The 23679-nt window shown below is 66.6% G+C and carries 14 protein-coding genes; 5 read left to right on the top strand and 9 right to left on the bottom strand.

Going from position 1 to position 23679, the window contains the following annotated elements; genetic code table 11:
• Nucleotides 1–66: 66 nt before the first annotated feature.
• From ESB00_RS01270 to ESB00_RS01260, 3 genes are all read left to right on the top strand, one after another.
• On the top strand, nucleotides 67–1272 hold the full coding sequence (locus ESB00_RS01270) for a rhamnogalacturonan acetylesterase (protein ID WP_246026388.1): 1206 nt from the start codon (nucleotides 67–69) through the stop codon (nucleotides 1270–1272).
• 79 nt (nucleotides 1273–1351) lie between these two features.
• Nucleotides 1352–2722 carry a family 43 glycosylhydrolase gene (locus ESB00_RS01265; protein ID WP_129045924.1) on the top strand — a complete coding sequence of 457 codons (1371 nt, stop codon included), beginning with the start codon at nucleotides 1352–1354 and terminating at the stop codon, nucleotides 2720–2722.
• 154 nt (nucleotides 2723–2876) lie between these two features.
• Nucleotides 2877–4571 carry a GH39 family glycosyl hydrolase gene (locus ESB00_RS01260; RefSeq protein WP_129045923.1) on the top strand — a complete coding sequence of 565 codons (1695 nt, stop codon included), beginning with the start codon at nucleotides 2877–2879 and terminating at the stop codon, nucleotides 4569–4571.
• Nucleotides 4572–4775: 204 nt separating this feature from the next.
• Here the strand turns inward: ESB00_RS01260 and ESB00_RS01255 are convergent, their stop codons facing one another.
• The 4 genes from ESB00_RS01255 to rhaM form a co-directional block, all read right to left on the bottom strand.
• A complete protein-coding gene (locus ESB00_RS01255) occupies nucleotides 4776–5642 on the bottom strand; it encodes a 2-dehydropantoate 2-reductase (protein ID WP_129045922.1) in 867 nt (288 codons plus the stop codon).
• A 9-nt stretch (nucleotides 5643–5651) separates the two neighbouring features.
• Entirely contained in the window at nucleotides 5652–6791 is a 1140-nt protein-coding gene (locus tag ESB00_RS01250; RefSeq protein ID WP_129045921.1) for a glycoside hydrolase family 88/105 protein, read from the bottom strand.
• A gap of 153 nt (nucleotides 6792–6944) precedes the next feature.
• Nucleotides 6945–9740, bottom strand: coding sequence for an exo-rhamnogalacturonan lyase family protein (locus ESB00_RS01245; protein WP_129045920.1), 2796 nt, complete (start codon nucleotides 9738–9740; stop codon nucleotides 6945–6947).
• A gap of 135 nt (nucleotides 9741–9875) precedes the next feature.
• Entirely contained in the window at nucleotides 9876–10190 is a 315-nt protein-coding gene (gene rhaM, locus ESB00_RS01240; protein WP_129045919.1) for an L-rhamnose mutarotase, read from the bottom strand.
• 198 nt (nucleotides 10191–10388) lie between these two features.
• Here rhaM and ESB00_RS01235 point away from each other — a divergent pair, with 198 nt between their 5' ends.
• On the top strand, nucleotides 10389–11423 hold the full coding sequence (locus tag ESB00_RS01235; RefSeq protein ID WP_129045918.1) for a LacI family DNA-binding transcriptional regulator: 1035 nt from the start codon (nucleotides 10389–10391) through the stop codon (nucleotides 11421–11423).
• Nucleotides 11424–11570: 147 nt separating this feature from the next.
• Here the strand turns inward: ESB00_RS01235 and ESB00_RS01230 are convergent, their stop codons facing one another.
• Nucleotides 11571–13202, bottom strand: a complete 1632-nt coding sequence (locus tag ESB00_RS01230) for a GDSL-type esterase/lipase family protein (protein WP_129045917.1) — start codon at nucleotides 13200–13202, stop codon at nucleotides 11571–11573.
• A gap of 199 nt (nucleotides 13203–13401) precedes the next feature.
• On the opposite strand from ESB00_RS01230, the gene ESB00_RS01225 reads away from it, so the two are divergent.
• The gene (locus ESB00_RS01225) at nucleotides 13402–14088 is read left to right on the top strand and encodes a DUF6250 domain-containing protein (RefSeq protein WP_129045916.1); all 687 of its coding nucleotides are present in this window, start codon (nucleotides 13402–13404) and stop codon (nucleotides 14086–14088) included.
• Here the strand turns inward: ESB00_RS01225 and ESB00_RS01220 are convergent.
• From ESB00_RS01220 to ESB00_RS01205, 4 genes are all read right to left on the bottom strand, one after another.
• Nucleotides 14036–15013 (bottom strand): glycoside hydrolase family 43 protein, encoded by a 978-nt coding sequence (locus tag ESB00_RS01220; RefSeq protein WP_129045915.1) that lies wholly within the window; start codon nucleotides 15011–15013, stop codon nucleotides 14036–14038. The two genes, ESB00_RS01225 and ESB00_RS01220, sit on opposite strands and share 53 nt — an antisense overlap.
• A gap of 165 nt (nucleotides 15014–15178) precedes the next feature.
• Nucleotides 15179–18505 (bottom strand): DUF4450 domain-containing protein, encoded by a 3327-nt coding sequence (locus ESB00_RS01215; protein WP_179954369.1) that lies wholly within the window; start codon nucleotides 18503–18505, stop codon nucleotides 15179–15181.
• Entirely contained in the window at nucleotides 18502–21399 is a 2898-nt protein-coding gene (locus ESB00_RS01210) for a glycoside hydrolase family 2 protein (RefSeq protein WP_129045913.1), read from the bottom strand. Before ESB00_RS01210 ends, ESB00_RS01215 begins: the two co-directional genes overlap by 4 nt.
• A 129-nt stretch (nucleotides 21400–21528) precedes the next feature.
• Nucleotides 21529–23565, bottom strand: coding sequence for a sodium:solute symporter family protein (locus ESB00_RS01205; RefSeq protein ID WP_129045912.1), 2037 nt, complete (start codon nucleotides 23563–23565; stop codon nucleotides 21529–21531).
• Nucleotides 23566–23679: the final 114 nt, after the last annotated feature.

Genomic DNA, 23679 nt, shown 5'->3' with positions numbered 1-23679 from the left:
GGTCTCTGCCGGTCTGATCGGCATCGGGATTTCGCGTCCCACCTTTTCGCGCTTCTCGTGTTTTTCGTGGCCATCCCTGCCTTGGCCCCGGCCGAGGTGCTGCGCTGGACCACCTACGATCTGACCTCCCCCGAGCCGTTCACCCCCGAACGCGGCTACGGCTACGAATTGGGCACGGCCCGCAATACGGAAGGACGCCCATGGTATTTCTCCATCGCCGTGGACGAAGGCAACTGGCTGGTCGAGGTCACCCTTGGCGGTGCGGCCGCGGGTGACACCACGGTGAAGGCCGAGTCGCGACGGCTGATGCTCGAGTCCGTCAAGACCGCCCCGGGCGAACAGGTCCGTCGCCAATTCATCGTCAACGTCCGGAACGCCTCTGTGCCTGCACCTGAAAAGAACGCGCCCGGTGGCAGCGCTGTCGTCCTCAACGACCGCGAACAGGGCTCCTTCACCTGGGACACCAAGCTCACCCTCGAATTTGGCGGCCCGGCGCCCCAGGTCCATTCCGTCTCCGTGGCGAAGGTGCACACGCCCACGATCTTCCTTCTCGGCGACTCCACCGTCACCGACCAACGCTGGGAAGACGGTGCGAGCTGGGGCCAGATGCTGTCGCGTTTCTTCAAGCCGGCGATCGCCATGGCCAACCACGCCGAGTCGGGCGAGACGCTGAAGTCCTTCGTCACGGGCCTGCGCTTCGCCAAGGTCCTCTCGCAGCTCAAGGAAGGCGACTGGGTGTTTCTCCAGTTCGGCCACAACGACCAGAAGAAGAATTGGCCGCAGACCTACGTCGAGGCCGGCACGACCTACCGCGCGTGGCTGCGCGCCTACCTCGCGGAGATCCGCCTACGCGGCGCCACGCCCGTGCTCGTCACCTCGCCCCAGCGCCGGAACTTCACGCCCGACGGAATAATTCGCAATACCCACGGCGACTACCCCGCCGCCGTGCGCGCTGTCGCCGCCGAGGAACAGGTCGCGCTCGTGGACCTCGAGGCCGCCAGCCGTGCCCTCTACGAAGGCCTCGGCCCCGAAAAGTCCCCCCTCGCCTTCAGCAACGGCGGCAAGGACGCCACGCACCACAACAACTACGGCGCCTACCAGCTCGCCCAGGCCGTCGCCCAGGGCATCCGCGCCACGCCGTCTCTCACCAAGCTCGCCGCCTTCCTCGCCGACGACTTCCCCGGCTACGACCCCGCGAAACCCGACGACCCGACCACGTTCACGCTTCCGGCCAGCCCGCAACGCAGCGACCTGCGACCGCGTGGCAACTGAGCCTGCAACCCGCGTTCTAACGGTCCGACCGGGGCGGCCTGCCGTCGCGCTTCGGCCCGAGCATATTCTCCCCGTTCCCATGTCTCTGCTCCGACTACTCCTGCCCTGTCTCCTTCTCGCCGCCGGCCCCGCTCCCGCCGCCGACACCTGGAACACCCCGCACGCGGCCAATCCGATTCTGCCGGGTTACTTCGCCGATCCGTCGCTCGTGCAGCACGAAGGGAAGTATTACCTCTACGCCACGCTCGATCCCTGGGGCGGGCGGACGCTCGGGTGCTGGGAGTCGGCGGACTTCAAGCACTGGACCTACCGCGCCCTCAACTGGCCGACCAAGGAGGCCTGCACCAGCCCGACCTCGAAGGGCGCGATGGTCTGGGCGCCGTCCGTGGTGCGCGCTCCGGGCGGGAAATTCGTCATGTTCATCTCCGTCGGCAACGAGGTGTGGGTCGGCACGGCCGATCATCCGATCGGCCCGTGGACGGATGCGCACGGGGGAAAGCCGCTCATCCCCGAGACCTATCGGCCGGGTTACCACATGATTGATGCCGAGGCCTTCGTGGACGACGACGGCACGGGCTGGCTTTACTGGGGCTCCGGCTGGGGCTGGAAAAACGGCCGCTGCTTCGCGGTAAAACTCACGCCCGACCTCAACGCCTTCGCTGGCGAACCGGTGGATGTCACGCCCACGAACTACTTTGAGGGCCCGTTCCTGTTCAAGCACGCCGGCCGTTACTACCTCACCTACTCGCAGGGCAAGACCGTCACCGACACCTACCAGGTCCACTACGCGATCGGCGACTCGCCGCTCGGGCCGTTCACCGAGGCGTCCAACAGCCCGATCCTCGTAACCGACCACGCGCGCAACATCGTCAGCCCCGGCCACCATTCGATCTACCTCCTAAAGGGCCGGCCGCATATCCTCTACCACCGTCACCGCGTGCCCTACGTGGCCGACACCGCCTACCGGCAGACTTGCGTGGACGAACTGCATTTCACCGCCGACGGTCTGATGGAAAAGGTGACGCCCACGCACAGCGGCCCCGCGCTCGGGCAGGGCCGCGACGCCGGCCGGCTCGCCGCCACGGCCACGGCCTCGTCGGAACTCGGTGCCGACCACGGCGCGGCCGCCGTCCTCGACGACAACTACGCCACGCGCTGGGCCCCCGCCAAGGAGGCAAAGGGCGGCTGGCTGCAGCTCGATCTCGGCACGGCGCAAACCACCGCCCGCATCGAGGTTCGCTTCGAATACGCGTGGAAACCGGTGCGTTTCCGGCTCGAAGCTTCCCCGGATGGCCACACCTGGACCACGCTCGCCGACCACAGCGACACCGCGTTCCAAGGCTCGCCCTTCACGCACACCGGACCGACGACCGCGCGACACCTGCGACTCGTCTTCCCCGCCGACGCCGAGGCGCCGGGCGTGTGGGAGTTCGCGGCCTTCGGGCGTTGAAGGTAGAGCCCGCAAGCCAACCCGCGCGGAGCGCAGGTTCCACCTCAAAGCCCACCCATATGACTGTCCTGAGCGGCTGGGTTTCCGATTTCCCGAATCCCAGGCAGAATGTGCGCACCCCGCCGATCCGTTCTCCGTTCTCCGAATTACCCCTATGAAACTACCCCACGCGTTTCTCCTCGCCGCGCTCGCGCTGCCGGCTATCGCCCAGCCTCCGCCGACTCCGTCCGCGGAGGCCGCCTTCTCCGTCAGCATCTCCGTGGACGCCGCCAAGCCCACCGGTCCGCTCCGGCCCGTCTGGCGGTTCTTCGGCGCCGACGAGCCTAACTACGCGACGATGAAAGACGGCCGCAAGCTGCTCACCGAGCTCGGCAAGCTCGGGAAACCGCAGGTCTATTTCCGTGCCCACAACCTGCTCTCAACCGGCGACGGCACGCCCGCGCTCAAGTGGGGCTCGACCAACGCCTACACCGAGGACGCCGCGGGCAACCCGGTCTATGACTGGACGATCGTGGACCACATCTTCGACACCTACCTCGCGCGCGGGATCAAGCCCTACGCCCAGATCGGTTTCATGCCCAAGGCCCTCTCGACCCACCCCGAGCCCTACCAGCACGAGTGGCGCCCCGGCCTGCCTTACAACGAGATCTACACCGGCTGGGCCTACCCGCCGAAAGACTACAAGAAATGGGAGGAACTTTGCTACCAGTGGGTGAAGCACTGCGTGGAGCGCTACGGGAAGGCCGAGGTCGAGTCGTGGTATTGGGAAACGTGGAACGAGGCCAACATCGGCTACTGGAAGGGCACGCCCGAGGAATTCCGCAAGACGCACGACTTCGCCATCGCGGGCGTGAAGCGCGCCCTGCCCACCGCGCGCGTCGGCGGACCCGACAGCGCGGGTCACGGCGGCGAGTGGATGCACGACTTCATCGAGCACTGCCTGCGCGGCACCAACCACGCCACCGGCCAGAAGGGCACGCCGCTCGACTTCATCGCCTTCCACGCCAAGGGCCAGCCGACCTTCGTGGACGGCCACATCCGCATGGGCATCGCCAATCACCTCCGGGTCATCGACGGCGGCTTCCAGATCGTCGCCTCCTATCCCGAGACGAAAAACACGCCCATCATCATCGGCGAGTCCGACCCCGAGGGCTGCGCCGCCTGCCAGGGACCGTCGTTCTCCTACCGCAACGGCACCGTCTATTCGAGCTACACGGCTGCGAGCTTCGCGCGGAAACTCGACCTCGCCGACAAGCACGGCGTGAACTTCGAGGGCGCGCTCACCTGGGCCTTCACCTTTGAGGACCAGCCGTATTTCGCCGGCTTCCGCCAGCTCGCCAGCAGCGGCCTGCCCCTCGCCGTGCTCAACGTCTTCCGCATGATGGGCCGCATGGAGGGCGACCGTCTCGCCGCCACCAGTTCTGCCCAGATCCCGCTCGACACCATCGTGAAGGAGGGAGTGCGCGGCGCCCCTGACGTCGGCGTGATCGCCGCGCGCTCCGGCCACCGCACGACGATCATGGTCTGGCACTACCACGACGACGATGTCGCCGGCCCCGCCGCCGAGGTCGCCCTCGCCGTGGACGGCCTGCCCGCCGGACTGAAATCCGCGCAGCTGAGCCACCACCGCGTGGACGAGTTTCACTCCAACGCCTACGGCGAATGGAAGCGCCTCGGCTCTCCCCTCGCGCCCAACCGGAAGCAATACGACCAACTCCTCGCCGCGAGCAACCTGGCCACCCTCGCCGACGCCCCCGCCACGGTGGCCGTCACCGGCGGCAAGGCCGAGTTGAAGTTCACGCTGCCCCGCCAGGGCGTCTCGCTGCTCACGCTCGACTGGAGCGAGTGAATTAATTGTAGGGCGGGGTCTCCGAACCCCGCCTCGAACAGGGTGACGACATCGAATCAAAGGCGGGGTTCGGAGACCCCGCCCTACACCCGACGCAGCTGACAAGTAACCGCGTTGGAGCAAAGCGACAACGTGGTTGTTACTGAACCACGCTTTCATCCCGCGTCCGCGGGACTCAAGCGCGGCTACACGTTCGAAGATACCTCACCCCGCCGCGAGCAGCGTCGCGGCCATTTCGTTGAGCGGCGTCGCGATGCCGTGCTTGCGGCCGAAGCGGACGACGGCGCCGTTGCGGGCGTCCACTTCCATCGGGCGGCCGGCGGCGCGGTCGGCGTGCAGGGAATTCATCGAATCGGGCGGCGCGGCGCGGCAGTTGGCCAGGATTTTCTCCGGCAGGTCGTCTTCCAGCACCGCGCCCTCGGCGCGGCCGACCAGCAAGCACTCGCGCGCCATGGCCTTGGCCAGTTCACCCACGGCATTGTCGCGGAATACACCGGCAGGCTTGAGCAGCAGCGCATTGATGGCGCCGGGCGCGTTCAGGCAGAGCTTGCGCCAGACGGCGCTCGTGAAATCTGGCGTCGTAGCGACATCCAGGTGCGAGCCCGCGAAGAGGCCGACGAACTCAGCGCCGGCTACCCCCGCGGGTACAATCATCTTCCCGGCCCCGCGCTGCGCAATGCGTCCGGGCGCGGGCCGCTCGGCGGGGATGTCCACCATCACGGGCAGAATCTGCTCGGCCGGCAGCCACGCCGCGAAGCGCTCGCGGTGTTCGACGCCGTTCTGCAGGATCGCCACGCGCGTTTGCGGGCCGACGAGCCCGGGGAACCACGTTGCCGCACCGGCGCAGTCGTAGGCCTTGGTGCAGACGAGCACCCAGTCCGCGGGACGGCCCTGCGCCGGATCGGTGAAGACCGCGGGCGCGAACCGCACCGGGCGCCCCAGCAGATCCACGTCGAGTTCGCCCACGGCCCGGCGGGCGCAAAGGGTGAGCACATGGCCGCCGCGCGCCGTGAGCGTGGCGGAGATGACGCCGCCGACGGCACCGGGACCGATGAGCGCTATGAAAGCCATGCCTGCAGTCTAGCGCAGGAGCGCGCTGGCCGTCCAGAGCATCGGCGACTGGCCGTGCAGATCACCGCTGCGGCGCGGGCGCGCCTGATAGAAGTCGTATTGGACCTTCAGGTCCTCGCTCTTGGTCGCTTTCTGGGCCTTGTCGGTGCCAATGCAGACCTCGCCGAGGTTGGCGTCGGCGTCGAGGTGCGCCACGAGGGCGAGCCAGGCGCGGCGCGCGGCGGGAGCGTAGGCCTTGGTGTCGAGCCAGCCGTGTTTCACGCCGGTGACGATGGCGAAGGCAAACATGGCGGAGCCGGAGGTCTCGCCCCAGCTCTCGGGTTTGTCCACGAGCTGCTTCCAGAGTCCGTCCGTGCCCTGGGCCTGGAGCAGCGCGGCCATCATCGCCCGGTAACCGGCGAGGATGCGCGCGTGGTGCGGATGCGATTCCGGCAGATCGCGCAGCAGTTCGGCCATGCCGGCGGCCACCCAGCCGTTGCCGCGGCCCCAGTAGAAGGGCGAGTCGGGCGCGTGCAGGAAGAGGCCGGTCGGTTGCTGCAGCTTGTCGAGGTAGGCCGCCATCGTGAGCGCGGCACGGTCGAGGTATTTGGCCTGTTTCGAGGCGCGGTAGGCCTGCACCTGCAAAATGGGCAGCATATACATGTCATCAATCCACCAGCGCGCCTCGGCGGAGACACCCTCGACGATCACGGGGTTGCCCCACTGGGCGTCGGCGTAGGTGAGGCCGATCGCGCGCCACGCGTCGCCGCGGCCCTGGAGGGAAAATTCAAGCGGCACGACGCCGAAGATGCGGTAGTCCACATGCGCGTCGGGCGAGACGCGGGCCGCGCCCTCAGGCGTGAGCAGGATGTCGTATTTGGCGTAGAGCCGGTCACGGAGATCCGCATCGCCGATCAGGCCGGCCACGGTGAGCGAGCCATACCAGGCGCAGATCTCGGGATAAATGACGTAGCGGCGGCGGGTCTCGGTCTGCCACTGGAAATTACGGGCGGCGAAGTTCTCGGCGATGCGCTTGCCGACTTCGGCGGGCGAGGTGCCGGCCGGCCAGTCGGCGAATTCCGGAATGGCGGCGGTGGGTGCCGCGCCGACGGAGCCGGCGGCGAGCAGCATTCCGGCGAGGACGGAAAGGAGGGAGCGGGACAGGTTCATGAAAGGTAAGCGATGAAGGTTTGCTGAGGGTGGAGCGACTTGACCCCAAGGCGCTGGATTGGAGCGGCTCCGCCACAACGCGCTGGGTCAGCGCGTTCCACCCTGATCCTACGGGGTGGTTGTTCCGGGTTCGACTTCATGGGACAGGCTCACTCAGCCCGCCGGCTGGTGTTCGCCGACGAGGGCGAGGCACTGGATGGCGGCAAGGCCCCACTGGGCGGTGTCGTTGGTCGAGACCCCGCGCGCCTCGTCCACCGGGCGGAGCACGGCGGGACCGCGGACCGTCTGCACCGGCAGAGGCGTGAGCACGTCCTGCTGGCCGCGCCAGTTGCGGGAGAACTCCTTCCAGGCGCGGGCCGCGAGCGCGGCATCACCCTTCTGCTTCGCGGCGTAGGCGGTGAGGCGCGAGTGACCCTGCGGCAGGCCGACGTTGCGGGCGGAGTCGCCGAGCCGGGCCTTCTGCGCCTCGGCGCCGGCGTTGTAGAGTTCGCAGTAGTCGAGCCACACCTGCCGGAACTCCGGCACGTCGAGCAGCTGGATCAGCTCGGCGCAGATCTCGACCAGGCCAAAGACCGCGTTGAGGTGCGATACGGAGATCTTTTCGCTCTTTGTGATCTCGAAGGCGCCGGTCTCGACATTCAGGATCAGGCCGGTGCTGAAGAGTCCCTTGGGCTGGGCGCCGAGCGTCTTCATGCTGGCGAGAAGCCGGTCGCGCATCTTGGCGCTGCCCGTGCGCTCCCATTCCGTGAGCCAGGCCCCGGCGAGCGAGCCCCAGTCGGTGCCCATGCTGGCACCGACGCTGTCGGGGGCGTTCGGCGTGCCCCGCGACTGGTCGCCCTGCTCATTGGCGAAGGCCAGCTTGCGGCCGGGCGGGAACTTCAGGAGCGCGCGGCCGGCCTCGACCTGCTCGCGCAGGAGGTCGCCCACCCGCTCGTCGCCGGTCAGATAGTAGTAGTAACGCCGGTTGATGGCCGTGCTGATGCGCAGCTGTTTCGCGCTGCAACCCCAATGCTGGACGTTGTGTCGCGAGCCGAGCGGGGCAAAGCGGCCGAGGTGGTGGACATCCACCTCGCCGGTGTGGCGCGTCATGGCCTCGGCGAAGCGGAAGACGTCGGCCCGGCCGGTCGAGAGGTAGTAGAGCCACAACCAGAGGTCCGTGGAGAGCTCGGAGTTGTCCCAAGCGAAACCGCCGATGTCGTAGCGCCACTCGTGGCGGTCGGGATCGTAGGTGTGCATGACGTCGCCATAGTTCCAGAAACCATACCAGCGCCGCTGGTCCTGCTGCCCGACGTAGAAGTTGAACAGGTCGTCCAGCCGCTGCGCAACGGCGGTGCGCGCGGGTGTCGCCCGGCTCTCGGGTGACCAGAGATCACCGAACACGCCGCAGCGGTGCAGCCATTGCGGCGAACTGGCCAGCAGCGGCGGGGTCTGCAGCACGCGCTGCATCGCGGCGTGCGTTTCGCGCGCCGGCGTGGCGGCCAGGCACCACAGATGAACCTCGCTGGTGCGACCGACGCCTTCCGGAGAGTTGAAGCCCGGCTCGTAGTCCTCGTAGGTGATGTCGAGGCCGCCGTTGTATTGCTTGTCGTAGGTGTCCATGCCCATTCCGTCGTGGTAGGGCCGCAAGTCCATGGCGTCCGCACCCGGCGCCCACATCCAGACGGTGACCTCCGCCTCCTCGCCCGTGGCGCCGCGCACGTCGAGCTGGGCGGGATAACTCTGCCAGAAATTGCGCAGGCCGAAGGCCACGCCGCCCTGCGGCGTGCCCACGTAGCCGAGGCCGCCGGCCCGCTGACCACGCGCGGCCTCCAGCCAGGTGTGGCCTTCCTTCGTGCGCTTGCGGATCTCAAAGCCGTCGCAGGTGGACTGGATGAGCGACCAGTCGTCATAGGCGGGCACGTATTGGAGCTTGTCCGCCACGCCGGGGCGCCAGGCCGAGACCGGCGGGGTGGCGCGGCCCGCGACCTGGGCGGTGCAGGCCTCGGGGCCGGGATTGCGGCGCAGGCCGGTGATGCCGCGCACGGCCTCGCCGAAAACGCCGTCCTCCGGTCCGCCGAAACGCACATGCCGGTCGTGCAGTTCCCCGCGCAGGGGCACGGTGAGCGAGACGCCGAGGCCGCTGATGAAATCCTTGGACGCGTCGCCGTCGAAGAGGATGGTATGCATCAGGCGCACCATGTCGCCGCCGGCATGGAAATAGAGCCGCACGGTGAACGGCAGCCAATCGGGCCGGGAGGCCGATTGCCCTGGGCTGGTCGAAGGGCCCGCCTTATCCGCGCGGTGTTTGCCCTCGATCTTCACGACCGCACGCACCGGACCGGCCTGTTCGACGGTCACGGCGGAGATTTCGCCGGTAAAGGCCTCGGTGCGCGTGACGCCGGGTTCGTGGCGGTTCTCGAGGCGGCAGACCAGCCGGCCCTCGCGGGCAACCTCCGTGCCGGCGCGCATGATGGAGCGGATGAGCGCCGCGCCTTTGCGTCCGAGCACGGCGCGGATCACGCCGGTGTCCACGGTGAGGGTGTCGGAGCTTTCGACCACGGTCACCGGTTGTGCCGGGGCCGCGGGCGTGCCGGCGGCAAGGCGATACTCGGCGGCGGCAGGCGCGTTGGCCGGGATGGCGTGCGCGGTCCACTTCAGCGAACCGTCGGGCCAGGTGGCCAGCGGCCAGCTTTGCACCGGCACGGCAGTGCCGTCGGCTGTCTGCAGGGCAAAGGCGGTGTCGCGGCCGTGCTGACCACGCGGCCACGAGCGACCCCACGAGGTGCCGGGCAGGAGAGCAGGCGTCTGACCCTCCAGCCAGCGGAGCGCGTCGGGGTTGGCGGACGCCGGAGCGCCAGCCGCAGCGGAGGTCGCGGGCGCATCAGCCGCGCGCAGGGAAGTAGCCATCTGGGCAACGGCAGCCACGAGGGTGGTTTTTTGGACGAATTCGCGACGGGTGAGGGAGGACATGGAGAGAGGACAGATTTTAGAACCGTCATCCTGAGCGCAGCGAAGGATCCAGCGGGACAAGCGCTGCGGTCATCATGCTGGATTCTTCGCTTCGCTCAGAATGACAGGTTGCGGTGAAGGGAAGGGGTTGTGCCGTCAATCAAGGTGAAAAACTTCCCGCAGGCCGGTGGCGACAGGGCTGTGGTCGGGATTCGAGGGCATGACGTCGCCCATGTGCTTCCACCAGCGCTGGCACTCGGGGGTCGCGGCGATGGCGGCCCAGCGGGCTTCGTCCTCGATCTCGGCGTAGGCGAAGAGCTGGCGCGTTTCCGCGTGCAGGAAGATGGAATAGTTGTGGACGCCGTGATCCTTGAGGACCTTTTCCAGCTCCGGCCAGATGGGCCGGTGGCGGCGCTCGTATTCGGCCTCGTGGCCGGCATGGACGGACATGACGAAGGCTTTGCGAATCATAGGCGATGAAGTGAGGCGGCCGGGCACGGAGGCCCGGAGGCTCGAGGGGGTTGCAATACCGTTGGCAGGACGGAAGCTAACACCAGCGCGGCCCGCAGGGACAGTCCGAAGCCGCCGTGGCGCGAAAAATTCGGACGCTCCGAAATTGGCGTTGTGCTTTGGACCGGACGGGCGATTTTCGACGGACCCCACCGCCCCATGTCCGCCCCCACCCTGCGCACGCTGGCCAAGTCGCTCGGCCTTTCCCGCACCACCATTTCCGACGCCCTGCGCGGTTCGCCGCGCGTGAAGGCCGAGACCGTGGAGCGCGTGCGCGCGGCCGCCAAGGAGGCCGGCTACGAGCACAACCCGCTCACCGGCGCCGTCATGTCGCAGCTGCGGCGCTCGCGCGGCCAGCAGTTCCGCGGCGTGCTGGCGGCGCTAGAGATCGTGGACGCGAACCGCCCGGCCCACGCCGTGCGCTACAACGAGACGGTGCTGAAGGGCATCGCCGAGCGCGCCAGCGAGCTGGGTTTCAAGATGGAGCGCTTCGAACTCGGTTCCGAGGGCATGCGGCTCAACCGCCTCGACACCATCCTGCACACGCGGAACATCCAGGGCCTCGTGGTGCTGCCGGCCTCGGGCCTGCCCGACCTCTCGGGGCTGAACTGGGAGCGCTACACGGCGGTCTATGCGGACCTCTTCATCAACCACCCGCCGCTGCACTGCGTGTGCCTCGACCACTACCGCTCGATGCTGATGCTCCTGCGCGAATTGCACGAACGCGGCTACCGCCGGCCCGGGCTGTTCATGGAAATCTCCCTCGATGAGCGCCTGCAATACCGCTGGGAAGGCGCTTTCCTCGCGCTCCAGAAATACCTGCCCAACATCACCGAGGTGCCGGCCCTGCGCGCGCACAACCTCTCGCGCGAGGACTTCGTGCCGTGGTTCCGCAAGCACAAGCCCGACGTCGTGCTCGGCCACTATCCCGAGGCGATGGAGTGGATGCGCAGCTGCGGCGCACGCCTGCCCAAGACTCACGGCTATGTGTGCCTGAACTCCCTGCGCGTGAACGCCGAGCCCTGCGCCGCGCTCGACTTCCAACCTGCGCTGATCGGCGCGCGCGCCGCGGAACTCGTGATCGGCCAGCTCCTGCACAACGAGCTGGGCATCCCGGTGCAGCCCTCGCTCACGACCATCCCCGCGCGCTTCATGGAAGGCCCCACCCTCCGCGCGGCGGCGACGGTGGGGTGAGGCAAGACTGCTCTGGTGTAGGGTCGGCGCTTGCGCCGACCTCAGGCGCGAGGTCGCCGCTTGCGGCGTCCCTACAGGGAAAGACCGTGGTGTTATCGACCCCGGCCGGTGCGGAGACCGGCCCTCCACGGGACTTCGCACTCCACCTCACCGCGCGAACTTAGCCAGCGGGTCCCCCGGCAGCGCGCGCAGGGCGCGGGCCACGATCAGGGCGTTTTCGATCGCCCCTTCGCGGCTGGTGTGGGTGTGCTCATCGGCGAACAACAGGTTGGTTTTATCCCAGCCGAGTTCGTCGTAGCGGTCCGCCACGAGGCCGTTGAGGTCCACGAAGGCCACGCCTTCCTGGGCGGCCACTTCCCTCGCCCAGACGGCGGAACCGGCGGTGGCGCGCGTCATCTTGCCGTCCTTCCAGATCTTCCGCGGCACGAGCGAACACAGCACGGGTGTGACGCCGGCGGCGCGGGCCTCGCGCACGAACTTGCGCAGATACCAGCCGTTGGTGTGCACGGTTTCCTTCTGGCCGGTGGCGGCGTTGTCCACCTCCTGGGTTTCCTCGCCCGTGCCCGGCAGCGACACGCGGGCGCGCGGATCCTTGTCCAGCGAGCCGCCGTCATTGTGGCCAAACTGGATGACGACGAAATCGCCGGGCTTCATCAAGAGGAGAGCCCGAGCCCAATGGCCTTGGTTGACGAAGCTGCGGCCGGTGAGCCCGCCGATGGCGCGGTTGACGAGGTTGAGCTTCGCGAAATCCAAGTGAGCGCCCATGAAGTCACCCCAGCCCCACTGGCCGCCCTTGCCGTCACCCCCGCCGTTGCGGACGGTCGAGTCGCCGATAAAAAACAGGCTCGGCAGCTTCGGGTCGGCCGGCTCGGGCAAGGCGAGCCAGCCGATCTCGTCGGCCTTCACGGCCGCACCCTTGGCGGAAAAGACATCCTTGAACAGCGCGGGACGCAGCCCCTTGAGGCCGGCGACCATGGCTGAGGCGTTGAAGTCGGCGCCCGCAGCGTTGGTGTGCGTGTGGTCGCCGCCGAAGTAACCGTTCACCGCCTCCTTGCCGAGCACCTGGTAGGAATCGGCGATGATCCGGCTGTGATCCACAAACGCCACGCCGGCCTCGCGGGCGAGGTCCCGGGACCAGTCGCGATGCCGGCCGATGCCGCGATCCAGCCGGCCGTCAGGCCAGAGGTTGCGGAGGGTCGGAGAGGCCAGGATGGGGGTGGCGCCCTTCGCCTTCACGTCGGCGACCATTTTGCGGAGATACCAGCCGAACGAGTGCACCGTCTCGGGCTGCTGGGTGAGGGCGTTGACAATGTCACGCGAGTCGCTGCCTGTGCCCGGCAGCGTGCCGCGGGCGCGGAGCGGCATGGTCGAGCCGGGGGGACGCTCGTTGATGTCGTCACCGTCGTTGTGGCCGAACTGGATGATGACGAAGTCGCCCTGCTTCAGGCCGGCGAGGAGCTTTTCCCAGCGTCCGCCGCTGATGAAGGTGCGGGTGCTGCGGCCGCCGACAGCGTGGTTCGCGACATTGATTTTCGTGGGATCGAAATACTCGGCAAACGGCACGCCCCAGCCCTGGATCTTGCCGCCGCGGTTGTGCTCGGCGGTGGAATCGCCCGCGATGAAGAGCGTGGGCAGGGCGGGATTGAGCGCCGGGGTTTCAAGCGGCGGGACGGGCGGCTGGTCGGGGGCCATGGGCGCGTCCGGAGCGAAGGGCGGTGTCTGGGCGAAGGCGAGCAGGGGCAGGAGAAACGCGGCAATGCGGACAAGGGGAGGGTTCATCGGAGGGGTCGGAGATTGTTTCTTAATAACTGTAGCCGGGTTGGAGCGTAGCGACAACGTGGTGTCTCACGGACCGCGCTTTCGCCTGCGGCTCAAGCGCGGCTACTCCGGTCGTGGAACGGCGTCGCCCGCCCAACCACAAAAACGATCCGCATTCTTTTTGTGTGTTTTTGCGCCTTTTTGTGGCCACTCTTTTGGCATGAGGAAATGGCTCGTTTGTCTCGCTCTGCTGCCCTGCTGCCTCCAAGCGGAGGACCCGCTGCCTCGCGATGATTTCCGCAACGGCCTCGCCGCGTGGGTCGTCGAACAGCAACCCGGCGGCAGCGTGACCGTGACGGACGGCGTGCTCACCATCGCGGACAAAGGCGGTTGCACCGTGTGGTTCCGCGAGGCACTGACCGCTCCCGTGACGATCCGCTACCGGGCGAAGGTTTCGTCGGCCGCGCGGGTGTCGGACCTGAACTGTTTCTGGATGGCGAGCGACCCCACGCGACCCGACGACCTGTTCGGTCCCGGTCATACGCGCACGGGGAAATTCGCCACCTACGACAGCCTGCGCACCTACTACGTGGGCTACGGCGGCAACACGAACTCGACGACGCGCTTCCGCCGCTACGCTGGTACAGGAGCGAGGCCGCTGCTGCCCGAGCACGACCGCACCGCACCGGAATTCCTGCTGAAGCCGGACCACGTCTATGAGATCACCCTCGTGGCCGGGGCGGACGGTCGCGTGCAGTTCATCCGCGATGGCGAGGTGGTGTTCGACTGGACGGATCCCCAGCCGCTGCGCAGCGGCTGGTTCGGCCTGCGCACGGTGGACAGCCGGATCGAGATCAGGGCTTTCCGGGTGCATCGGGGCGTGCCGCCGAGCGCAGTTTCTCGATAAGCGCGCGCGGCACCGCGATGATGGTGCCGTGGCGTATGCGCTCGGACGTGCCTTCGTTGGGGAAACTGGCCTGGGCGGTCACATCCTCCCAGGTGTGCAGGTCGCGGGAGCGCATCACGCGGTAGTGCTTGGTCGTGTAGGCGTCGAAATAGACCAGATAGTCCCCGCCAATCTTGAGGGCCGTGGGTCCCTCGACCCAGAGACCGGGCGGGGTGAAGGGCGCGGCCAGGTGACCGAAGGGACCGCGCACGCTTTCGGCGGTGGCGAGACGGAGGTTTTTGGCGGGCGCCGGGAACTTGGTCTCGTCCTTGATGATGATCCACTGCTTGCCGTCCGCCTGCAGGAAGGTGGCGTCGATGCAGTTGAAGCCGGCGTCGTAGAAGAGTTCCGTTGGCGTGAAGGTCACGAAGTCCTTCGTCGTCGTGCAATACATGCGGTGGTTAAGCTGGTCCTCCGAGGTCTCGAGCGAATGGGGAAAGCGGCCGGGAATGGTCGTGGCCCAGAAGATGACGAACTCGCCCCGCTTGTCGTCCCAGATGACCTCCGGCGCCCAGCTGTTCCGCGCGGTGGGCTCGTGGGCCATGACGGGGATTTCCTTCTGTTCGGACCAGGTGATGAAATCCTTGGTCGAGGCGTAGCCGATGCCCTTTTCCCACCAGCCGGAGGTCCACACCATGTGGTAAGTGCCGTCGGGCCCGCGCACCACGCAGGGGTCGCGCATGAGCTGCTCCTTCGAGCCGATCTTGGGCGCAAGGAAGCTGCGGCCCTCGTTCAGCAACTCCCACTTGTAGCCGTCCTCCGACCAGGCGAGGTGCAGACCGTCCTGGCCGTTGCGCGTGAAATACGTGAAGAGGTAGGCGGTGTCCGACGCCAAGGCGGAACCGGTGAGTGTGAGGAGGAGGACAAGGAAACGTGAAGTTCTCATGTTTAGTGGCGTGTCATTCTGAGCGCAGCGAAGTTACCGAGCCGAAGGCGACAGGGCTCAAATCCAGCAGGATGTTCGTAGCAAACAGGGGGAGCGTCGCTTCCCTTGGATCCTTCGCTCCGCTCAGGATGACAGGTATAGGGTATTTCATGTTCATCGTTCGGCTCATCGCACCAGCGTGGCAGCCATCAGACCGATGACGACCTCGTTGGCGAGGGCGCGCACGGTGAGTGAATGCAGCTCTTTGTTGGGATCAAGTTCGAGTGCCAACACCGTAGCCGCGCCGCCGGGAATCACCCTGCCCTGGCCCTTGAACGTTTGGTGGTCGAGCACGCGCACCTCGCCGGTCTTGAGGTTTACGCGCGTCGGCAGCGGCGCGGCCACGCGGAACTGGTAATCGTCGATGAAATAGTCCTGCTCGATCGGCCACCAGGTCTCGGGGTTGCGCAGGGCGAGACGCGTGGTCGTCCCGTCGGTGTAGGTCACGACGACCTCGCCGTTGTCGAGGCGGCTCTGCATGGCGTTGGTCGAACCCGCCATGAGCAGCTGCACCTGCCGGGCCTTGCCGGAAAGCGGCACCGTGGCTTCATCGGGATAGTTGTCCCACTGCGAAACGAAGAGAATGTTGGCCGCATCACCCGGGCCGGGCGTGGCGAAGGGCACGCCGTTGGGCAGCGTAATCTTCCCGCCACCGGCCGCGGACGCCGCGCGCAGCCCGGTGTCGTCGATCTCGGCGGTGGCGTTGACGTGCCCCGCCCACGCCCCGATGCCCTGCGATGGAATCGCCAGCGACACGAAAGGCGAGCGCGGCGAGACGTATTTGCCGGACCTGAATATCTCGGTGACGCGGTCGTTGAAAAAGTCAGACAAGCTATACGGTTCCCCAATGTATTTTCCAGCAGCAGAATCGGACACGGGCAGATTTTTTAGCCGGCCGGCGTTCGCCTGGACCATATGAGCCAAGCCGCCATTCGTGCCTATCCATTCGATCGTCACTCGGGCAGGCAGCCGTGTCGAAGCACCCAACGAAAGGACCTTCGGCATTTCAGGAGGTGTGTAACTGAAAGGCCGTTCTGAATTTCCACCTTCAACTGTCAATCGACACGACTGTCCTCGAGAAGGTAACTCCAGCATCCATTGGTCGAATTGCTCTGCGGCTACCTTGATTTCATAGACGTCCTTAGCTCCATGTCTGGCAAATGTTATGCTCGCGGCCGGATGGTTGATCACAGCTTGGTCCCATGCTTCCGGAAACCCTGGCGTAATCAGCAAGCGCCGGGCCAACCCGTCTGGTCGGAGACCGAACAAGCCCTCTATGATCGCTCGCGCGGTTACTCCGTTTCCGTCTGCGAAATCGCGCTGGGACTCACGACGATAGACATCGAGATAGTTCATCGAGCCGACGTTGCCCGGGCAGACGCCCATGAACATCGAGACGAGGAGCGCGCCTTTGGCGAGGGTGAAGGCTTCTTCCGGCTTTCCCGCCCGCCAGAGTCCGAGGGCGGTGTGGATATTTTCGCCCATGACCACGTTGTTGAGCGACCACGTGTAGGGCAACCAATCGCTCGATGCATGGACGGCATAGGCACGATCCGTCGGCACCGCAGGACCACGCACTGGGATTGCAGGCGGCAACTGACCAGCCATGAGCGACGCCCATTCTTCGCTGGGAATTCCGGCATCCATCGTGTGATAGAAGGTCCACAGGCCCGCGCTCGGATGCACAAGCTGACGACCTAGGTAGTCCTTGAATTCCGCAAAATGCGTGCCGGTCCAGAGCAGCTCGCGCATGCCGCGAGCGATGAGATAAGCTTCGCGTTCATAGGGAGTGGAATCCAAGCCGAGTTTCCGTGCCAAGCGTGAGGCCATATAATTGTGCCAGTAATTATAGGCCGAGGCGTGGGCTGTGCCGCCGCCGTGGTATTGCAGGTCGTCGCTCGCCCAGATGGCGGCGTAGGCCTCGTAGAGCGGGAGCTTCTCGCCGTTCACCTCGAACTCGCGCCGGAACAGGCGGCGCTCCCACGCGAGGTGGCGCTCGATCACGGGCCAGACCTCGCGAGCGAAGGCGAGGTCGCCGGTCCACAGCAGGTGACGGAACAGCGCGTCAATATAGACGAGGTTCATGTCGTAGTGGCTGGCGGAGAGATTGCCGTTGCTGTGGAGGGCGCGCCGGCTGCGGGCGAGGTTGGTCTCCGGTTCGGGCGGCGGGAATTTGTCGGGAATCGGGTCGGTGTTCTGGCGCGTCGCCCAATAGGCGAGGTGCCGGCGCGCGCGGTCGTGCCAGCCGAGGGCGTCCATCGCATAGGGACCGCGCCAGCCAAGGAGCTTGGAGCGCCAGGCGATGGCGCCGTGCATCACGGCGCCCTGCAGCTCGTCCCACACGGCGTCGGCGGCGACGTTGAGCGCGCCGACGGCGGCGTTGAGATAGGGATCGGGCGTGACGACCTTCACCTGGCCGCGGAGCTGGGCGAAATGCGCCTCGGTGGCGGCAAAGAGAGCCGGCAGGTCGTCACGCTGAAGCGCCGTGCTTGCGGCGCGTTGCTCCGAACGTGGTTCACCGGGGTCAGCACGCTCCACCCGGACTTCACGGTAGGTGTCGAGTTCGGTCGCGGATGCGGCATCCGTGCGCTGGAGGGCGAGGTAGAGAGGCGTGCCGGCGACGAGGGCAACGCGACCGGTGAGAACCTCATGGTCCGGGGCGCGGGCGTGGACGGCCGTCAGCAAGGAACCGGGGGCGTCCCAGAGGGCGGCATCGCCCGTCCGCATCGCGGTGCCCGCGGGCACGACGCCGCGGATGGTGGCCGTCTGGTTGCGCGGCAGCCCGGCCACAAGGATGAAGCCGTCGCCATCCGTTTGGAAACGGTTGCCCGCGCAGAACTCCGGCTTGAGCTGGAACCACTCGGAGATGGGCACAGTTTCGGTGCCGATGTCGCCGTCGCGCCGGCCGCGCTGGCCGTTCACGCCACCGTAGGCCCAGATGAGTTCGAGCCCCGCGGGAACGTCCACAGCTTCGGCGCGCAGGATCAGGGCTTCGGTCGCCACGGTGGCGTAGGCGGCCACATGCAGCGTGCCGTCGCCGAGGAGCGGATCGCGGATGGTGTAGAGCATGCCGCCGGGTCGGTAGCGCGCCTCGATGGCCGCGGCGTCGTGCAACCATTTCGTGCCGGAAGCGGAATGCAGGCCGAGGCGCAGGTTCCCGCCGCGGCCGGGCAGGTAGAGGACGAACTCCGGGCGGTCGCCCGCGTCCACACGGAAGGCCGTGTTGCCGCCGTAGAGCGGGCGGTTGAAAAACTCGCCGCCGTTGGTGATGACGAAGTCCTCCCCGTCCGGCGTGTAGCGCAGCGGGCGCTCGATGTTGTCCGTCAGATTCGGCCACAGCGTCTGCGCCGAGGGGATTTGGGCCGGCAACGGAGAGAGGACCAGCAACCCCAGCACCAGCACCCAAGCCGGTTTGTAATATAATACGTTACAACTGGCTCGGGGCACGGTCACGGGGGACTGAAGCGGAAGATTACGGTGCCGGAGTGGCTGTCTTTCACCACCGGGGTGGCCGACTGCGGGCCGAGCTGGTCGGTGGTGTGGAATTTGTTCCGCATGGCGGGGATGATCTCGAGGAAGCTGAGCCCGACATCGGGCAGGTTGAGCAGGCCGTTCACGCCGTCGCGCGGTTTGCCGAGGCCGAAGAAGGGGGACGATTCACTGTTCTCATGAGAAACGGATAGTCGCCCAGCGCTCGTCTCCAGAGTGATCCATTCCCAGTCGCGGAAGTAGCCCTTGAACTCCGGGTAGGCGTAGCTCTCGCCCGGTGTTGCGTCGTTGAAGGCCACCTCGTGCACGCCGTATTGCCCGCCTTCCATCCGGTTGCGCCAGACGCGATAGGGCCCGTAGCCAAGCCAGCGTTTGGATTTCAGAACGTGCTCAGGCAGGTCGAAGCGCAAGCCGAGGACGTCGAGCTCACCCTGGACATTCATCCAATAATTCAGCGTTACCTTCCCCTCGAGACCGACAAACCAGTGCAAGGTCATCCGGGGATTCTCGTAGGTGGCCGTGATGCTCGCGGTTCCGTAAAAGGTGCTCAGATCATGTTTGACGGACATCAGTGTCGGCTCGGGAGCGATGGGAACGAACGAACGGTCCTGGCGCTTCAACCCCAGCAAGGTCGGGCCGGTGAGGAACGACCAGTCATGACCGTCTACGGTGGTAGCAACCAGGCGACCCGTGGTCTTCGAGAACGTGAACTGCGACGCACGCGCCTGCACGATCAGGGCATCGGCCGTCTCCTCGACCCGCGGAGTTTCCTTCACCGGATCGGGAGGAAGGCTCTCCTCCGGAACGCGCATCATGGCAGCCCAATTTGCGCGGGGCTGGGGCAGCGAATGGAACGCACGGAGGCCGGTGAATCCCGAAACTGTGAGCACTTCACGGCCCTTCGGATCGACCAGGGTAACATACAGCCGGTTGTTTCGATCAAGATCCTCGTGCTCGAAGGAGATGGTCAGCTCCCCGGTGCCGCCGGGTGGCACGTCCGGTCCTTTCTGCGCTCCTTGCGTGAAGGTCCTCCCCTCTCCCGGCTCGCCCGCTGTCGGCAGGCGCACGTGTTTCCAGATGAACGTGCAGTCCTTGAGGTTGGTGAAGGCGTAATCGTTCTTCAGCTTCAAGGTGATGGCCTCGAAGTTACTCCCCTGCATCTCGACCTGAACCGGCGACCAGATTTCCTTCACGGTGTAGAAGCTGCCTTCCCTCTCGCCGTGGGGGCCGACGATGCCGTCGGGGGCGTAGTTGCCGGCGTTGTCGATGCGACCGCCCTGGTCGGCGCGGGCGACGCCTTCGTCGGCGAAGACCCAGAAGAAACCGCCGGCGACGGTCGGGTGCTTCATCATCTCGTCCCAGTAGTCGCGCAGGCCGGCGCCGATGCCGCCGTCGTAGAGGCCGTGCAGGAACTCCGTGGGCAGATAAATCATCGGGCCGGCGCTCTTCTTCACGTGCGAGTCCCACGGCTCGTAGTGGTCGGTGTCCACGTCGCTGAACTTCGCCCACGGGTGCAGCACGGGGCGCCGCTGGATGTCCCATTTCGCAAACTCTCCGTCCACCTCGGTATTCCAGCCGCCCTCGTTGCCGTTGTCCCAAAACAGAATGCTCGGGTGGTTTACGTCGCGGCGCACGAGCTGGCCGATGAGGCGCGTGCCGGTCGGCGTGTCGTAGAAGCCCTGCCAGCCGGCGAGCTCGTTCAGCACGTAGAGGCCGAGCTCGTCGCAGGCCTCGAGGAAGTGCTTGTCGGGCTGGTAGTGCGACATCCGCACGGCGTTCATGTTCATCTCCCTGATCAGGCGCGCATCGGCGTAGCTCTGGGCACGGGAAATGGTGCGGCCGGTGTCGGGATTGAAGCAGTGGCGGTTGACGCCCTTGAGGATGATCTTCGCGCCGTTGAGGTAGAGGCCGTCATTGGGCCGAACCTCGAAAGTGCGGAAGCCGAAGCGTTCGGTGACGGTGTGGTTATCGACCAAGCCCGCGCGGAGCGCGGGCTCCACCTTGGCGGACTCAAGCGCCAGCGTGAATTTCGCGCGGTGCAGGTTCGGCGTCTCGGCGGTCCAGAGCGCGGGGTTGGCAAAGCGACCGGTGACGGTGGCCTTGGTCGCTCCAGCGGCAAAGTCAGCGGTAAGCGGAGACCCCAACTCACGTCCGGCGAGGTCGGTGACGACGGCGGTCACGCGCCCGGCTTTCGCGGCAGGTGCGCCGAGGTGGATGTCGGCCGTGAACGTGCCGTCGGCCCGCGCATCGATGCCGGTCCACTCGATGGCGTCGCGCGGACGGGCCTCGAGCCACACCGGGCGGAAGATGCCGCCGAAGAGCCAGTAGTCGCCGAGGCGCTCGGCGCGGTTGACGCTCTCGTTGGCGGATTTTTTGCGGACGACGACTTCGAGGCGGTTGTCGCCGGCGAAATCCAGCAGCGCGGTGATGTCGTGATGGAAGCGGTAGAACGAGCCCTGGTGGACAGGGCCGGCGGAGCGCCCGTTGATCTTCACCTCGGCGTCGGTCATCACGCCGTCGAACACAATGCGCACGGCGCGGTCGCGCCATTCCGCCGGCACGCGAAAGGTGTGGCGGTAGTGGCCCTCCTCGTCGGCGAGCGGCGGCGGGTTGGGCTTGTCGCGCCCCGGCCGGTGATTGACGCCGTAGTTGTAGGTGCCAAAGCCCTGCTGCTCCCAGCACGAAGGCACGGGGATGGTGGTCCAGGTGCCGCTGTTGCGTCCGCCCGTGCAGAGGAATTCCCATTTGACGGCGTTCTCCGGGCCGGTGCCCGAGAGATGACGGATTTCGGTCTCGCGGGCGGCGAGCGAGGCGAGAAGCAGCGGCCACAACAGGCAAAGCTGGCGGAAAGATTTCATGGGGTCATCGCTGTTGTCATCCTGATCCCACGCCCGCGGAAGAAGAATCCGGCATGCACCCGGCAGCGGGCAACGCGCTGGATTCTTCGCTGGGCTCAGAATGACAGGTGTCGGGAGGAGATTGGGGCTTCACGCCCCGCTGGCGAGATTGAGCAGGAAAAGGAACAGGCCGACGATGGAGCCGGAGAGGGCGCAGCAGGCGAGGAAGCCGATGGTGTCGGTCTTGTCCCAGCGGCAGAATTCCCACCACGAGTTCCGGCCGAGGAGCTTAGTGTCGTCAAAGCGACCGGGGTTGCGTCGCGTCTCTTCCATGGCGGCAGCTTCGAGCTCGGGCGTGTCGCCGACGGGGGTCTTCATCTTGCCGTAGAATAAGGCCACGCGCGCGGGGTCGGTGGGCTTCGTCAGCAGGCTGACCACGATCAGCACGGCGAAGGGGAACAGGCCGTCGAAGAAGAACTGGGCGGTGAACCGCTGCGTGGGCGTGAGCGCGACCACGTCCACCCCGGCCTGGCCGAGCAGCCAGACCTCGAAGTTGAAGCGGTTGGTGCGGGCCGGAGCAGCGATGTAGGGGCTCGTGAGATCGTTGGGGTCGGAGTGGACGACCTTGGAGAAATAGACGCCGGTGCCGGGTTTGGTGCTGGGCTGGGCCAGCTCGGCGCTATGCGCAACGGCGTCAAACTTCGAGGCGGTCCACGGCACGACGAGGATCACGAGCGTGGACAGGATCACGCAGGCCCAGACGGCGGGGCCGGTGACGCGGCGCCACCAGTAGGTGAGGAGGACGGCGGCGCCAAAGGGGATGTTCACCGTGAGCACGATGTTCACGATGTCGTAGAAGCTGCCCATCAGCGTGGCCGCGACGGTGCCGAGGATGAGGACGACGACGATGGTGCACCGGGCGTAGAAGACGCCCTGCTCCTGCGAAATATCGGGCCAGATCTGGCGATAGACGTTGCGGACGAAGAGCGAGGAGATGGCGAGGGCCTTGGCGGCAAGCGTGGACATGGTGCCCGCGATCACGCCGGCGAGCATGAGGCCGACGAGACCGGTGCCGAGCAGCTGGTTGGACATGGTGCCCCAGACCGCATCGGGGTCGGAGAGCCCGCCGGCGCCGAACATGGCCACCGCGATGAGTCCGGCGAAGGCCCAGAGGATGATCATGAGGCGCTTCAGGTAGGTGCCGGAGACGCCGGAGCGGGCGGCCATCTCGTTCTTGGCGGAGCCGCAGATGCCCATGTTGTGGCTGAGGCCGCCGTTCTGCACGATGCTGACGAGCAGGATGCCGCCCAGGCTCCAGGCGGTGAACTGGGCGCCGCCCGCCGAGCCGAAGAGGTTGAACATCTCCTGCGGCACCTTCTGGGCCAGGGCGCCCCAGCCGCCGATGGCGTGCAAGCCGGTGGGAATGAGCAGGAGGGAGAAGACGATGATGAGCACGCTCTGCAGGCCCTCGTTGAGCGCGGCGGCCGCCATGCCGCCGAGCACGATGTAGGTGCCGACCACGATCGTGAAGATGGTGTAGAAGAGGATGTCGTTGAGCACCGTCACGTAGCTGCGGAGTTCGCCGCGGGCGTTGCGGTCGCGCAGCGTGTCGAGCTTGAGCTTCGCCTCGGGAGCGAGCGGCGTGACGGCGGCCTGTTTCTCCAGGGCCTTCATCTCGCGGTAGCCCTCGACCGCGGCGCGCTCGGGGGCCGTCCACTGGACCTCCTGCTTCACGACGAGCGAGGAGGCGATCTTGTAGGCGGTGACGTTGCCGAAGCCCAGGAAGACACAGGCCACGAGGATCTGGAAGATGGCGTAGAAGAGGCTGAGGCCCTTGCTGGCGTAGCGGTCCTCGAAGAGGTCGGAGACCGTGGTGAGGCGCACGCGGCGGAACCAGACGTTCATGAACCAGAAGTAAGGGTTCATGAAGACGGTCTGGAACGAGAGCCACGCCCCCGGCGCACCTTGCTGGTAAACGAAGCTGGCCGTGCTCACGGCGCCCTGCGGCTCGGTGGCGTTGCCGAAGTTCAGGAAGAACTGGTAGAGCTTGCCGAGTTTGCGGCCCGCGAGGAAGAAACCCTCCTCGCTGTTGGTGCCGGCGGCGGCACGACGGCCGATCCAGATGACGGCCGCCAGGTAGGCCAGGACCACGAGAATATCGAGAAAGTGCAGGCTGCCAAAACGCATGGGGAGGTGGGGTTGGACGGACGCCGAGCCGCAAGCAGGAGTGGACCAAGAAACCAGACGCCGGGGAAGAACCAAAGCTTGGCCGTGGTCCCGGCCTCGCAACCGGACCCGGCT

The organism is Oleiharenicola lentus (assembly GCF_004118375.1).
GTDB lineage: Bacteria > Verrucomicrobiota > Verrucomicrobiia > Opitutales > Opitutaceae > Lacunisphaera > Lacunisphaera lenta.
This window is presented reverse-complemented; position numbering and strand designations above follow the sequence as displayed.